Below are 13,971 nucleotides of genomic sequence, written 5' to 3' on the forward strand. Positions count from 1 at the left end.
CCCTGTTATCTGCGCTCAGGGCCTCCTCTGGCAAGCGCCCGCGCTTGCGCCGGGGGCCGGTGGCCTGCATGCTGAACAGCGATGCGTCCGCTCGCCACCTCAACTTCTCCATCACGAAGCCATTATGGCCCTTGAGTCACGTCGACAAACCCGGTCGTTTATGACGCCGGCATCACGCGCGCTTCGGGAAAAGCGGCTGCGTAAACTCTTCGACAACGCGCTCTTCCAATACGGCGCGTTTGCGATCTTTGTCGCCGCTGTCGTCGCGATCATGAGCGGCGGCATGGAGAGCCGCGACCGCAGCGTCACCGAAGACATGATCGGACAGGTCGCTCCGGTGACGGTGCAGGCCACCCGCGACTTCCCCTTTGTGGAGCGCGACGTGGCCGCCTCCGAGCGTCTGCGCGAAGAGGTCGCCCTTGCCGTGCCTTCGGTCTTCGACTGGCAGGAGGGGCTGGGCGATGAGCTGCGAGCGCAGGTCAGCGCGGCGTTCGGCGCGATGCGCGCGCATCTGGCCGCCGTGGCCCGCGAGCGCCTGCAACGCGACGATCCCGAGCGTCTCGAACAACTCGAGAGTGGCGCGACGACGCCGGCGCTGCTGGAGCGACGACTGATAGGCACGCTGTCGGCCTCCGAGCGCGTACGGGCGGCGTTTGAAGCGCGCAACGAGCATTTTGAAAAGCACATCAACACGCGCATCCCCGAGCAGGACTTCGAGGTCCTCGCCCGGCAGGGCTTTCCGCTGGACGCCGAGAACGCCATCGGCACGATCGTGGCCGAGGTGATGTCGCGCTGGATCGTCAACAACCCGCTGCGCATCGAGCGCGAGCGCGACAACGGCGTGTACCTGCGTCGTCTTCGTGGCGAGCAGTTCATTCTCGAGTACCACGTCACCGATCTCGATGGTCGCTTCATCGGGCTGGAGGCCATTCCCCGTCAGGTCGAGGAGGCCGCGCGCCGCGATCTCATTGGCATCAGCGATCAGGAACTTCGTCAGGCCATTTTAACGACGGCCTCAGCCCTGGTGCGGCCTAATACCACCTACAACGAAGCCAAAACGCTGGAGAAACGCCGCGCTGCCCGCGACTCGGTGGCCGACCAGGTCATCAGCGAGGAGTTTCGTCGCGGCCAGATCCTCATCGATCGCGGCCATATCATCACCGAGCGCCATTACCGCATTGTTCAAGAGATGCTTGAAGGTGACGACTCCTTCCAGACCACCCAGGTGCTCACCGGCGTGGCCATCTTCAGCCTGCTCTTGCTTCTGGTGTTCTACGGCTTTGGCCGGCGCAACATCCGAAAGTTCCGCCCCCAGCCCCGCGATATCGTCTTTATGGGCACCACGCTGCTGGTGATGCTCCTGATCACGCGGGTTGGCGTCGCGCTGAGCGCGGCGCTCGCTGAGCAGATCGCGGTGATTCCCGCCCAGGCCTGGTATTTTGCGCTGCCGGTGGCCGCCGGTGGCATGCTCATTCGCCTGGTCCTCGACAGCGAACACGCCGTGATCTTTACGCTGCTCTTCAGCGTGCTGGTGGGCGTGATCGCCGACAACTCCCTCTTCTTTTCGGCCTTTACCGCCATGGGCACCCTGGTGGGTGTGACCACCGTGCAGCAGGTCAAGCACCGCATGGCGCTGATGTGGTCGGGCCTTGCGGTCGGCGTGGTCAACGCCTCGGCCATCATCGCCTTTTTGCTCCTTCAGGGGGAGCTGCTGCAGGTCTCGGCCATCTCGCATGTGGTGCTGGGTTTTGCCGGCGGCGTGGCCTCGGGCTTCTTCATCTCGGCGGTGCTCCCGCTCTTTGAGGCGGTCTTTGGTTATACCACCGACATCAAGCTCCTGGAGCTGGCCAACCTCAACCACCCCCTCCTGCGCGAGCTGGTACTGCGTGCGCCGGGCTCCTACCACCACAGCATGATGGTCGGCTCGCTCTGTGAGGCGGCCGCCGAAGAGATCGGCGCCAACTCCCTGCTCTGCCGCGTGGGCGCCTCCTACCACGACATCGGCAAGGCCAAAAACCCGCAGTATTTCGCCGAGAACCAGAAGCTGGGCGAAAACCCCCACGATAAGCTCAAGCCGAATATGAGCGCGCTGATCATTAAGGCGCACGTCAAGGACGGCCTGGATATGGCCCGCCAGCATCGCCTGCCGGTCGAGATCCAGGATTTCATCGTCCAGCACCACGGCACTAGCCTCATCGCCTACTTTTACCATAAGGCCAAACAGGCCGAAGATCCGGACATCCCCGAGGTTGATGAGAAGGACTTCCGCTACCCCGGCCCTCGCCCCCAGAGCCGCGAGACGGCCATCTGTCTGCTCGCTGACGGCATCGAAGCGGCCAGCCGCGCCATGCCCAACCCCAGCCCGGCCCGCCTCAAGGGGCTGGTGCAGACGATGATCAACAAGGCGTTTACCGACGGTCAGCTTGACGAATGTGACCTGACGCTGCAGGACCTGAACAAGATCGCGCGCGCGTTCACTCGAATCCTCAACGGAATCTACCACCACCGCCCCGAGTATCCGGGCGGCAGCAAGCGCGAGAGCGAAAAATCCACCGACGCCGGCGATCGCGGACGCAAGACGCGCCCCACCCGGCCCAACGAAGCCAAACCGGCCGCCGAGCGCACCAAAACGCCCACGCCGGCCGCTGACGCAAGCTCCGAGGTCTGGGAGATCGACGACGATGCCCAACCTCAGGACGGAAAGGACGACGATGCCCGTCGAGATCATGAGAATGGGAAGCGCACAGGATCATCCCCAGGCCGAGGCGATCGCAAAGACGATAACTCGCGCCCTCGAGACGACCTACCGCGCCTTGGAACTTCGTGACCCCGAGCTCTCGGTGGTGCTCACCGACGATGACGAGATCCGCCAGCTCAACCGCCAGTGGCGCGGCGAAGACCACGCCACAGACGTGCTCTCCTTTCCGCTCTACGAGGCCGACGAGCTCCCGGAAGACCCGGTGGCGCTGGGAGACATCATCATCAGCCTGCCCTACGCCGAGCGCCTGGTGGCCTCGGAGGAGCATCGCCATCGCCTGGCCGAAGCCGCCGGCGTCGACCCCTCGGAGCTTCGCTGGACATTGGTCGACGAGGTGAGCTTTCTCTTCGTGCACGGCCTTCTCCACCTCATCGGACACGACCACGCCGAGCCCGAAGAAGAAGCCGTGATGCGCGCCGAAGAGCGCCGCGTCTTCGAGCTGATGACCTCGGCCCTTGAGACTTCCACCGCCCCCTCCTCGCCATGAAGATTCAACATCTCGACGATTACACCGCCGCCTGCCCCGGTTGCGACCGCGCCCGCTACACCATCGGCGCGCGCGGTGAGGTCGCCCACGCCGAGATCTGTCAGGACTGCTTTGCGGTCTGCCCGGCCTGCCAGGGCCAGGAGTACACCTACGAGGTCGACGAGCGAGGCTACGAGGTCGCCCGCCAGTGTACGGTCTGTGGGGCGCTCAAGCGTCGTATTCAGGCCTTCAACGATGCGCGCGTGCCGTATTTGCACCGCCGCGCCACCCTGGAAGGCTTCCGTACGCACCGCGCGCGCCAGGGTGACGCGGGCGCCGGCGACGCCATCGGCAACCTCCCGCGCGTGCGCCTGAGGCTCTTTCACTGGGCCAAAAACTTCTCTCCCGGGGAGCGCGGCTACCTGCTGCACGGAAGCGTCGGCACCGGCAAAACCCACCTGCTCGCCGGCACCATCCGCCACCTCACCCTGGAGAAGGGCATCAACGCCCGCTTCATCGAGTTCACCCACCTCTTGAGCGCCATCAAAGAGGGCTTTGACCAGGGCCGCGGCGAAACGAGCATCCTGGGGCCGCTCTCCGAGGTCCCCGTGCTGGCCATCGACGAGCTGGGGAAGGGGCGCAACACCGAGTGGCAGCTCTCGATCATCGATGAGATCATCTCCAAGCGCTACAACGCCGGGCTCACAACCCTCTTCACGACCAACTACGACGTACGCGAGAGCGCCTCAAACACCCTCGATGTGGGAAGCCCCGATTTTCGAAAGATGGCCACCGCCGCGACGCTCTCCGAGCGCGTGGGCGACCGGGTCTTCAGCCGTCTCCATGAGATGGCCGACTTCGTGCACGTCGACGCCCCCGACTACCGCCGCGCCGAGGCGCAGCGCCGCTAAAGCCCCACCGTCACGCTCGCCAGGCAGGGGTTGGTGAACGCATTTTCATGATGTGAAAATCAAAACGCCCCGGCACATCCGTGCCGGGGCGTTTTCGCGTTTCACTCACCTCACCATCAACTCGCTGCGCGCAGATGCACCAGCAAGGCCGAGATGGCTGCCGGCGTCACCCCGATGATGCGCGAGGCCTGCCCGACGCTGCGCGGGCGAACCTGCGCAAGCTTTTCGCGCACCTCGGTGGAGAGCCCGTGCACCGCCTCGTAGTCGAGCTCCGCGGGAAGCTCCTGCGACTCCAGCTCGCGGTGACGCGCGACCTGCTCAAGCTGCCGGTCGATGTAGCCCTGGTACTTGACTTGAATCTCCAGCGCCTCGCTGGCGATATCATCAAGCTGCTCCAGCTCCGCGGTGAGCTGCGGCGCAAGCGTCGCGCTCAAGCGTCGCACCATCTCCAGCGAGACATCCGGGCGGCGCAACAGCTCTTCGAGCGTCGCGCCGTTTCCGAGACTTCCGATGCCCACCTCCGAGGCCAGGCGCTGGTTATCGGCCGAGGCGCCCACCATCTGCCTTTTCATCCCCTCCAGGCTGGCCTCCATCGCGTCGCGCTTGGCGCAGAATTTTGCCCAGGCGTCGTCGTCCAGAAGCCCCAGCTCGCGGGCATGCCCCGAGAGGCGCAGGTCGGCGTTATCCTCGCGAAGAAGCAGGCGATACTCCGCGCGGCTCGTAAACATCCGGTAGGGCTCATCGACCCCGCGCGTGACCAGGTCGTCGATCAGCACGCCGATGTAGGCCTCGTCGCGGCCCAGCACGAAGGGCTCTTCGCCCCGAAGCTTGCGCGAGGCGTTGATCGCCGCCATCAGCCCCTGCGCCGCTGCCTCTTCATACCCGGAGGTCCCGTTGATCTGACCGGCCAGATACAAGCCCTGCACCGCGCGCAGCTCCAGGGTGTGGTCGAGCTGCACCGGGTTCACAAAGTCATACTCCACCGCGTAGCCCGGGCGCACGATCTCGGCGCGCTCCAGACCCGGCACCGTCTTCAAAAACGCCATCTGCACGTCCAGCGGCAGGCTGGTGGAGAGGCCGTTGGGGTAGACCTCGACGGTGTCCAGGCCCTGGGGCTCCAGGAAGACCTGGTGGGAGGTCTTGTCGGCAAAGCGCACCACCTTGTCTTCCAGGCTCGGGCAGTAGCGCGGCCCCACCCCTTCGATCACCCCGGTAAAGAGCGGAGAGCGGTCAATCGCCGCCTCGATCACCCGGTGGGTCTCGGCGTTGGTCTGGGTGATGTAGCAGTCGACCTGCTCCATCATCTCGCGCTCATGGTAGAAGCTGAACCGGCGAGGCACGGTGTCGCCGGGTTGTTTTTCAAGCGACGCCCAGTCGATGGTGCGAGCGTCCAGACGCGGGCAGGTGCCAGTTTTGAGCCGGCCCATCTCCAGGTTGAGATGCCCCAGGGTCTCGCTCAGCCCGTAGGCCGCCTGATCACCTGCGCGCCCCGCCTTAAAGTTGTCGAGCCCCACATGGCACAAGCCCTTGAGGAAGGTGCCCGTGGTCACGATCACCGCGTCGGCCTCGTAGAGCACGTTGAGCTTAGAGATCACCCCGGTCACCCGCGGGCGCCCGTTATCGTCGACCACCTGCAGGTCCTCGACACTGCCCTGCTTGATGTCGAGGTTCTCGGTGTTCATCAGCTTCCACTGCATATGCTTGCGGTAAGCCGCCATATCGCATTGCGCACGGCTGGAGCGCACCGCAGGCCCCTTGCTCGTATTGAGCCGCTTGTAGTGAATCGCCGACGCATCAGCGATCTCCCCCATCACCCCGCCCAGCGCATCGACCTCCCGGGCCAGATGTCCCTTGGCCACCCCGCCGATGGCCGGGTTGCAGCTCATCTGCCCGATGGTGTCCACGTTCATCGTGATCAAGAGCGTGGCATGGCCGCGTTTGGCCAGCGCATGCGCCGCTTCTGAGCCGGCGTGGCCGCCACCAATGACAATCGCGTCGTAACGTTTGGGATTCTTCAACATCGGGTGCTCTCATTCCTTAAGGGGCGTCTCGGGCGTGGGCGCGCAAGGATTTCGCAGGCGGCCAACAGGCCAACCTATAGGGAATCGCAGGCATTTCTACAAGCGCGCCGATTCCTTCGGGCGTCCGCATCTTTCGTACATTGGCCCCCTCGCGACCGCGGCCGGGCCTGACCTCGGGTTCTCGCTATCCAGATCGCCAACTCAGCCTCCTTAGCTCCGCTTCTGGCTACCCAGATCGCCAACTCCGCCTGCTGACCTCCGCCACTCGCCACCCGAGAACGCCAACTCAGCCCCCTTACCTCCGCTTCTCGCTATCCAGATCGACAACTCAGCCCCCTTACCTCCGCTTCTGTGGACCCCAGAACGGCTACTCAGCCCCCTTACCTCCGCTTCTCGCTATCCAGATCGACAACTCAGCCCCCTTACTTCCGCTTCTGTGGACCCCAGAACGGCTACTCAGCCCCCTTACCTCCGCTTCTCGCTATCCAGATCGACAACTCAGCCCCCTTACTTCCGCTTCTGTGGACCCCAGAACGGCTACTCAGCCCCCTTACCTCCGCTTCTCGCTATCCAGATCGACAACTCAGCCTGCTGACCTCCGCCACTCGCCAGCCGAGAACGCCAACTCAGCCCCCTTACCTCCGCTTCTTGCTATCCAGATCGACAACTCAGCCCCCTTACCTCCGCTTCTCGCTATCCAGATTACCCACTCGGCCTGCCGGGCTTCCCATATCTGAAGATCGAGAACGTTGGACAAAAAACCCTGCGCTGACTTAGCTTGCGGCACGTCACGCTGTGCGCCTTTGAAGTGAGCCGAATCATGGATCTGCAACTCCACCTTCTCAACCCCCAACAACGTCAGGCCGTCGAGCATATCGGGGGCCCGCTGCTGATCCTGGCCGGCGCCGGCAGCGGCAAGACCCGGGTGATCATTCACCGCATTGGCTACCTGCTCCAGCAGGGCATCGCCCCCGGGCATATCCTGGCGGTGAGTTTTACCAACAAGGCCGCCCAGGAGATGCAGGAGCGCGTGGCGCACCTTGTGGGTCCGGGGGCACGCGAGATTTATCTCTCGACCTTCCACAGTCTGGGCGCCGACATTCTGCGCCAGGACATCGACGTCATCGGCTACAAAAAGCCCTTTACCATCCTCGACCAGGGCGACCAGCTGGCGGTGGTCAAAGACGCGATGGCCGAGCTCAAGCTCGACCCGAAGATGGTCGACCCGCGCAACGTGCTCGCGCTTATCAGCCGCGCGAAGATGGCCTTTACCGACCCGGAGCAGGTCGAAGAGCTGCGCACCAACCCGCTTCTTCCCTTCGCCCAGCGCATCTTCCACCGCTACCAGAGCGCGCTCCGGGGCCTGAACGCCGTGGACTTCGACGACCTGATCTGCCTGCCGGTGCGCGTCTTTCAGGCCAGCGAAGAGACGCGGCTGAAGTGGTCGCAGCGCTTCCATTTTGTGATGGTCGACGAGTACCAGGACACGAACCACACCCAGCTCCTCTTTCTCGATGAGCTTGTGCGCGACCACCAGAACATCGTGGTCGTGGGCGACGACGATCAGTCCATCTACGGCTTTCGCGGGGCGGTGGCCGAGAACATTCTGGAGTTCGAGCACCAGTTTAAGAAGTGCCGGGTCATCAAGCTCGAGCAGAACTACCGCTCCACCAACACCATCCTCAAAGCCGCCAACGAGCTGATTGCCAACAACTCCGTGCGTAAGGAGAAAGCCCTGTGGAGCGCCAACGGCGACGGGGAGCCGATCCTCTATGTGGAGTGCGCTCACGAGCGCGAGGAGGCCGAGTTTGTGGGCGCCGAGATCGAGCGACTCAAGCTCAACTTAGGCCTTGAGTACGACGATTTTGCCATCCTTTACCGGGTGAATCCGCAGGCGAGGCTCTTTGAGGAGGCGCTGCGCGGATTTCGGATCCCGTACACGCTGGTGGGGGGCACGGAGTTCTTTGATCGTAAGGAGGTCAAAGACTTTCTGGGTTACCTCAAGGCGGCGCTCAACCCCAACGACGAGATCAACGTGCGGCGCATCGTCAACGTGCCGCCGCGGGGCATCGGCCCGACCCTTCTGGAGCGCATCAGCGATCTGGCGCATGAGCGCGAGTGGGGCTTTGCGCAGGCGCTCGAAGAGGTCGCCGGCGATCCGGATCTCGTGCACGGCATCGGGCCCACCAGCGCCTCGCATCTGAGCGAGCTTGTGCAGATGCTCAAAAGCTACCGCGCTCGTTTTCGCGAAGCCGAGAAGAACGGCACCTCGCTCACCGAGGTGGGCCGCGCCTTTCTCAAGCGCACCAAACTCATCGAACACGTGCGCAACACCGAGAAAAACCCCAAAATCGCTCGCCGCCGCGTCGACAACCTCGAAGACCTCCTGGGCTCCATCGCCACCTTTGAGGAGCGCGAAGGCGGCACGCTGGAGGGCTACCTCAACCGCATCTCGCTCGACCGCACCTACGATAACGGGGAGGAGGAGAAGGCGCGCGGGGTCAAGATGATGACCCTGCACTCCTCCAAAGGTCTGGAGTTCAAGGTGGTCTTCTTTGTGGGGCTGGAAGAGGGCTACATGCCGCACGAGCGCAGCAAGACCAGCGAGGACGGCATCGCCGAGGAGCGCCGCCTGGCCTACGTCGGGCTCACCCGCGCCAAGGAGGTGCTCTATCTGACCTCGGCCGCCGAACGCACCCGTTTTGGCCAGAAGGAAGAGCGCGAGCCCAGCCGCTTTCTCGACGAGATTCCGCTGAAGTTGCTCAAAACCGTCAGCGCCGCGGGCGCAAGCTCGCTGAGCGCGAAGCGCGAAGATCAAAATCTGCGTTATCTGGCCGCGCTGCGCTCGGCGATCTTCGACGACTGAAGCGATGGAGACGCCAGAGCTGCCCCGCAACCTCGCGCCTTGACGAGAATTCGCAGCGGAGCCCTTTTACCGTCCCGGGCCATCCGTTAGTCTTTCGGCCGCAGCGCCCGGGCTCTCGACATCGACGCCGGCGCGCGGCCCACATTGTTGACGACGTTCACGCATCGCCGGGCCTTCGGCCCGGCCTATGAGGTACATCATGTCTCGCTGGTTTTCTGCTTCTCCCCTTCTGCTGACGCTCGTGCTGGCTCTGCCCGCCTGTCAGGACTCCCAGACTCGACCCGACCAGGCCACGGCCACCTCGCCGACCACCGATGAGCCCGGTCAGATGGCAGAAAAGAAGGAGGAGGCGCGAAACCTCCACGCCGAGCTCCGCGCGCTCTTCGGCGGCTTTGAGTACGTCCCCACCCGCGAAGACCTCTTGCAGGTGGGTCCTGGCGAGGAGGTGGTGCCGGTGCTCCTTGAGCTTTACCGCTCCGAGAAGGTCAGCCCGCACCAGCAGCACCACGCGCTGCGCGCGCTGCAGTTCTACCCGGAGCACCCGGAGGTCGCCCGCACCTATGAGACGGTGATTCGCGGCGAGGACACTGCGGACCAGGACCGCCGGGTGGCGGTGCGCGCGTACGGCCGCGCCTTTGGTGACCAGGGCCTGGAGCTGCTTGGCTTTGCTCTGGCCCACGACGACTACCACACCCGCGCCTCGGCCATCGCCGCGATCGAGCTTATTGGCAGCGAGCCCTCCCTCGAGCTCCTTGAGAGCCGCATGAGCGAGGAGCCCGAGGTCGAGCTTCAGGCCGAGATCAAACGTGTGCTGGACGCCGCCGCCAAGAGCGAGGCCACCCGATGATGCGCACCCTCACCACCCGACTCGTGGCGCTGCTGGCGCTGACCTCGGCGGCCGCGCTGGGGGCCTGCGTGCCTCAAGAGCCCGCCGAAGAACAGCCCCTGATCGTCATCGACGAAGATCCGGAACCCACCGAGAACGACGCCGGCGATGAAGACACATCTTCAGATCCCGACGCCGATGGCGAGCCCGCGACCGTCTGCACCAACACCTGCTCCAGCGCCCGCGATGGCCAGTGCGACGACGGCGGCACCGGCGCCCTCTTTGAGAGCTGCGACTACGGTACAGACTGCGCCGACTGCGGCTCGCGACCGGTGATTGAAGAACCCGATCCCGACCCGGATCCCGAGCCCATCTGCACCGACAGCTGCCAGTACGCCAACGACGGCGAATGCGACGATGGCGGCGCCGGCGCCCAGTACGACGTCTGCACCTACGGCACCGACTGCGGCGACTGCGGCTCGCGTGACGCCCGCCGCAGCTGCAACTCCAACGCCGAGTGCAGCGAGGGGCGCGTGTGCAACGCGACCGGCCAATGCGTGAGCAGCCAGGGCGCCTCGTCGATCGAGTTTGTGACCATCACCGACTTCCAGGCCAGCGCCCAGGACGTCTGGGACTCGGAGTTTGAGGTCGGTGGCGACGTGCGCTCGGTCTCGCTGATCGTGGAGATGATGGATCCCGCGGCCACCGCCTACATCTGGGAGGTCATCACTCCACAGAACACGCTGCTCTTCGATTTCGAACGGCAAGATCAGTCATTGATGCACGTTTATCCCGTCACTGCTGGCGGGCAGATGGGCATTCTTTTGCCCAACTCGCCACAGTTTGCGCTGAGCGCGGGCACCTACCGTGTTCGCCTCTGGACCGAAGACGCCTCCCGGGTGCGCGTGCACGCGCTGATCAAACGCGGACCGCTTAACCCCCAGGGTGGCAGCCTGCCGGTGAACTTCTGGTTTACCGAACAGGATTATATGGACGCTGCCCAGGCCCAGCAGAGCGCGGACTTTCAAGAAGGCCTGGAGGTCTTCCGTCAGATCTACGCCAACATCGGCATCGCACTCGGCCCGGTGCGCTACCGCGATGTCGAGGGCACTCTGGGTCGCCAGATCGCCGTGCCGCAGGACGAAAACGTACTCTGCGAGGGAATCCGTCAGGTGGCCACCGAGGCCAATCTCTCGGGCATCAACCTCTTTATGATCGACGACGCACCGAGCCTGGGCATCCTGGGCATCTCCTGCGGCCTGCCCGGCGCTCCCACTCGCCCCGGGGTGGCGCGTGCAGGCGCGGCCATTGCGCTGGCCTATCTGAACTACTCCCCGGAGATTTTCGGCGAGACGGTGGCTCACGAGGCTGGCCATTACCTGGGTCTCTTCCACACCACCGAGCGCACCGGCGCGGACTTCGACCCTCTCGACGATACGCCGGAGTGCCCGGCACCCCGTCCTCTTGGCGAGGATGAGTTTATGGGGCCGGATGATTGCATCGGTCGGGGCGCCGACAACACCATGTTCTGGACCTCGTTCAGCCAGGGCGGTCGCCAGACCACGCTGACCCCCCATCAGCGCTTCGTGCTGATGAACAACGCGCTCATCGAGACCTACTGAGTATCGGAGATTTGCGGGCGGTCGTCGGTTTACACAACCCAACACTTTGCGATAAGTTACATCTCGAACCCGGGCGAGCTCTCGCGCAGTCTTTTCTCCTGATGAATGACTCGGCACACGCGTTTTTGGGGAGAGGCGCCTAAAACCTGATCATCCAGGATGACTCGATGTCTCATTTAGGTATCGCCATCACCGGTCTCTTGTTGCTGGTGTCGTTGGCTCCCGGCTGCGATCGCGTTGAGGTGGCGGCAACTTCGGTGCAGGAGCAGGCTCGTTCAAACCCACCACTTGAGCCTGAGCCGTCGGTCGACTCCCCGGCCGGCACCGATAAATCTCGAACCCAACTCATCGAGCTTTTCAGCGGGTACGAATTCGTCCCTGACGCCAGCGACCTTAATCGGGTTGGCACTCCTGACGAGGTTGTGCCAGTACTCATTGCGCTCTTCCACTCTGAAAATATATCCCCCCAGCAGCGACATCACGCATTGCGGGCGCTACGACACTATCCAGATCATCCCGATGCAATGGCCACACTCGAAACGGTCATCGTCGATGACGAGGGCAACGCCCTGGCGCGCCAGGTCGCGGTGCGTGCCTACGGGCGAGCGCTGAACGATGAGGCCATAGACCTGCTAGCGTTGATGCTTGAGCACAAAGATGACCTCATCCGAATAACAGCACGGGCCGCGCTTGAGCACATTGACTCGGAAGAAAGTCGACGCGTGTTGGCAGAGGATTCGAGTCTCGATTCGAACGTTTCGGCAACATCCAATTCTTCCTTCGCCGAGGATCCGTTGCCATGAAGTATGTACATCAGCGCCCTAACGCCATCTCCTCTTCCCTTTCGATGCTGTGTGCGTTGCTGCTCTCGGCGTGTTCACCTCCAACAGAGTCTGATCCATCTCTCGTAGCGACTCCCCCCGATGTATCCTTCGAGCCTGATAGCTCGTTAGACGATGTTGGACAGGACGTCGACGCTCCCGAAGTACCGACTATTTGTGAGAATTCGTGTGCTACGTCGGGAGACGGCGTGTGTGAAGATGGCGCACCCGACGCACCGTACAGCTATTGCGCCTATGGCACCGATTGTATCGACTGCGGCCCCAGGCCCGTGCTTGACGAACCCGAGCCGGAACCCGAGCCGGAACCCGAACCAGAACCCGAGCCGGATCCCCTGTGTGCTAATCATTGCCCTCACGCTGGCAATGGAATCTGTGAGGACGGCGCTCCGGATGCAAGTGGTGCGCTTTGCACCTACGGTACCGATTGCACCGATTGTGGACCGCGCGATGCACAACGCCACTGCCTGGAGCAAAATGATTGCGCCGAAGGGTTGCTGTGCAACGCCACCGGTCAATGCGTGGCAAGCCAGGGAAGGTCTTCTCTTGAGAGGCTGACCCTGAATGAGTTCGAGTCGACAGGCTACCGCAACTGGACCACGGAGTTTGAGGTAGGTGAAGGCATCCAGTCGGCAACGCTTCTCCTGGAGATGAGCACGTCGACCGATACCGCCTGGGTTCAGGAGATTCGCGCTATCGACGGCCCGCTCTATTACCTGAATGGAAGCCCTGAGCAGTCGTTGACCTCCGTCTTCAGCAGCAGCCGTGGGGGGCTCCTGGGGGTGTTGATGCCAAACACGCCACGCTTCACCCTGGAGCCCGGGCGCTACACGGTACGTTTGAACACCTACGACCCCGGTACAGTGCGGCTGCACCTGCTTCTTAAGCGTGGGCCGGAACATCCCCAGGGAGGCAGCCTCCCCATCAACTTCTGGTTCGCGAATCAAGATTTTGTGCAAGCTGACGACGCCCCCCATGACGACGATTTTGTTCGTGCGCAGGAGCGGTTCTTCGAGCTGCTTTCCCTTGCTGGCATCTCCCCCGGCCCTGTCACGTACAACGAGGCCACTGGCACGCTGGCGCGGACAATTGCCGCGCCTTCAGACGGTCCCGCAAGCTGCGGTCACCTCCGCGAGATTCTCTCGGAGGGATCACAGCCCGGGATCAACATCATGATGATCAGTCACTACCCGGACTCCGGGGTTGAAGGCCACTCATGCGGTATCCCTGGTCCCCCCAATCTTCAGCTCAATTCTCGCTCCGGTGTACTGGTCAGCCTACAAAACCTGCGTTACTCGCCTGGGTATGTTGGAAATGTCATGGCCCACGAGGTAGGGCATTATCTGGGACTCTTTCACCCGTCGGAGCGCGGTGGCACCAGTCACGATCCTCTCGGCGATACCGAAGAGTGCACAACGGAACATGACCTCAATGAGGACGGCACGATCAGTCGCGATGAGTGCGTTGGCTTAGGCGCTGAGAACGTGATGTTCTGGACCGGCTCGATGGTTAACTCGGAGGTCGAATGGACCCCCCATCAGCGCTTCGTGCTGATGAACAACGCGCTCATCGAGACCTACTGAGCCTTCGGGGCGCTCCTCAACGGGGAGCGCCCGTTTTTCTGGCCAGGGCAATCGCAAAGTGGGCCCCCACCACCCGCCA

Annotated in this window: 9 protein-coding genes; 8 read left to right on the forward strand and 1 reads right to left on the reverse strand. The window is 63.4% G+C overall.

Features of this window, described 5'->3' with window-relative positions; genetic code table 11:
* The first annotated feature begins 160 nt into the window (after positions 1-160).
* The 3 genes from FRC98_RS08725 to FRC98_RS08735 are packed head-to-tail and all read left to right on the forward strand — an operon-like array spanning position 161 to position 4,135.
* Positions 161-2,827: an HD family phosphohydrolase gene (locus tag FRC98_RS08725; RefSeq protein WP_230467439.1), complete on the forward strand. Its 2,667-nt coding sequence runs from the start codon at positions 161-163 to the stop codon at positions 2,825-2,827.
* Positions 2,814-3,245 carry an rRNA maturation RNase YbeY gene (gene ybeY / locus FRC98_RS08730; protein WP_230467440.1) on the forward strand — a complete coding sequence of 144 codons (432 nt, stop codon included), beginning with the start codon at positions 2,814-2,816 and terminating at the stop codon, positions 3,243-3,245. The genes FRC98_RS08725 and ybeY overlap by 14 nt, the downstream gene beginning before the upstream one ends.
* The gene (locus FRC98_RS08735; RefSeq protein WP_146980916.1) at positions 3,242-4,135 is read left to right on the forward strand and encodes an ATP-binding protein; all 894 of its coding nucleotides are present in this window, start codon (positions 3,242-3,244) and stop codon (positions 4,133-4,135) included. Before ybeY ends, FRC98_RS08735 begins: the two co-directional genes overlap by 4 nt.
* A 116-nt stretch (positions 4,136-4,251) precedes the next feature.
* Here FRC98_RS08735 and mnmG read toward each other — a convergent pair whose 3' ends face one another.
* A complete protein-coding gene (gene mnmG, locus FRC98_RS08740) occupies positions 4,252-6,156 on the reverse strand; it encodes a tRNA uridine-5-carboxymethylaminomethyl(34) synthesis enzyme MnmG (RefSeq protein ID WP_146980917.1) in 1,905 nt (634 codons plus the stop codon).
* Positions 6,157-6,976: 820 nt separating this feature from the next.
* On the opposite strand from mnmG, the gene FRC98_RS08745 reads away from it, so the two are divergent.
* The 5 genes from FRC98_RS08745 (at position 6,977) to FRC98_RS21425 (ending at position 13,892) form a co-directional block, all read left to right on the forward strand.
* The gene (locus tag FRC98_RS08745; protein ID WP_146980918.1) at positions 6,977-9,022 is read left to right on the forward strand and encodes an ATP-dependent helicase; all 2,046 of its coding nucleotides are present in this window, start codon (positions 6,977-6,979) and stop codon (positions 9,020-9,022) included.
* 199 nt (positions 9,023-9,221) lie between these two features.
* Positions 9,222-9,869, forward strand: coding sequence for a HEAT repeat domain-containing protein (locus FRC98_RS08750; RefSeq protein WP_146980919.1), 648 nt, complete (start codon positions 9,222-9,224; stop codon positions 9,867-9,869).
* Positions 9,866-11,470: a zinc metalloprotease gene (locus FRC98_RS08755; protein WP_146980920.1), complete on the forward strand. Its 1,605-nt coding sequence runs from the start codon at positions 9,866-9,868 to the stop codon at positions 11,468-11,470. The genes FRC98_RS08750 and FRC98_RS08755 overlap by 4 nt, the downstream gene beginning before the upstream one ends.
* A 167-nt stretch (positions 11,471-11,637) precedes the next feature.
* On the forward strand, positions 11,638-12,273 hold the full coding sequence (locus FRC98_RS08760; protein WP_146980921.1) for a HEAT repeat domain-containing protein: 636 nt from the start codon (positions 11,638-11,640) through the stop codon (positions 12,271-12,273).
* 227 nt (positions 12,274-12,500) lie between these two features.
* Positions 12,501-13,892, forward strand: a complete 1,392-nt coding sequence (locus tag FRC98_RS21425) for a hypothetical protein (RefSeq protein ID WP_230467441.1) — start codon at positions 12,501-12,503, stop codon at positions 13,890-13,892.
* Positions 13,893-13,971: the final 79 nt, after the last annotated feature.

This window comes from Lujinxingia vulgaris (genome assembly GCF_007997015.1).
GTDB classification, from domain to species: Bacteria; Myxococcota_A; Bradymonadia; order Bradymonadales; family Bradymonadaceae; genus Lujinxingia; species Lujinxingia vulgaris.

What these genes read in the sequence shown, in the direction of transcription:
- FRC98_RS08725 (WP_230467439.1), top strand. Translation starts at nt 161, where the DNA reads ATGACGCCGGCATCACGCGCGCTTCGGGAAAAGCGGCTGCGTAAACTC.
- FRC98_RS08735 (WP_146980916.1), top strand. Translation starts at nt 3,242, where the DNA reads ATGAAGATTCAACATCTCGACGATTACACCGCCGCCTGCCCCGGTTGC.
- mnmG (WP_146980917.1), bottom strand. Translation starts at nt 6,156, where the DNA reads ATGTTGAAGAATCCCAAACGTTACGACGCGATTGTCATTGGTGGCGGC.
- FRC98_RS08745 (WP_146980918.1), top strand. Translation starts at nt 6,977, where the DNA reads ATGGATCTGCAACTCCACCTTCTCAACCCCCAACAACGTCAGGCCGTC.
- FRC98_RS08750 (WP_146980919.1), top strand. Translation starts at nt 9,222, where the DNA reads ATGTCTCGCTGGTTTTCTGCTTCTCCCCTTCTGCTGACGCTCGTGCTG.
- FRC98_RS08755 (WP_146980920.1), top strand. Translation starts at nt 9,866, where the DNA reads ATGATGCGCACCCTCACCACCCGACTCGTGGCGCTGCTGGCGCTGACC.
- FRC98_RS08760 (WP_146980921.1), top strand. Translation starts at nt 11,638, where the DNA reads ATGTCTCATTTAGGTATCGCCATCACCGGTCTCTTGTTGCTGGTGTCG.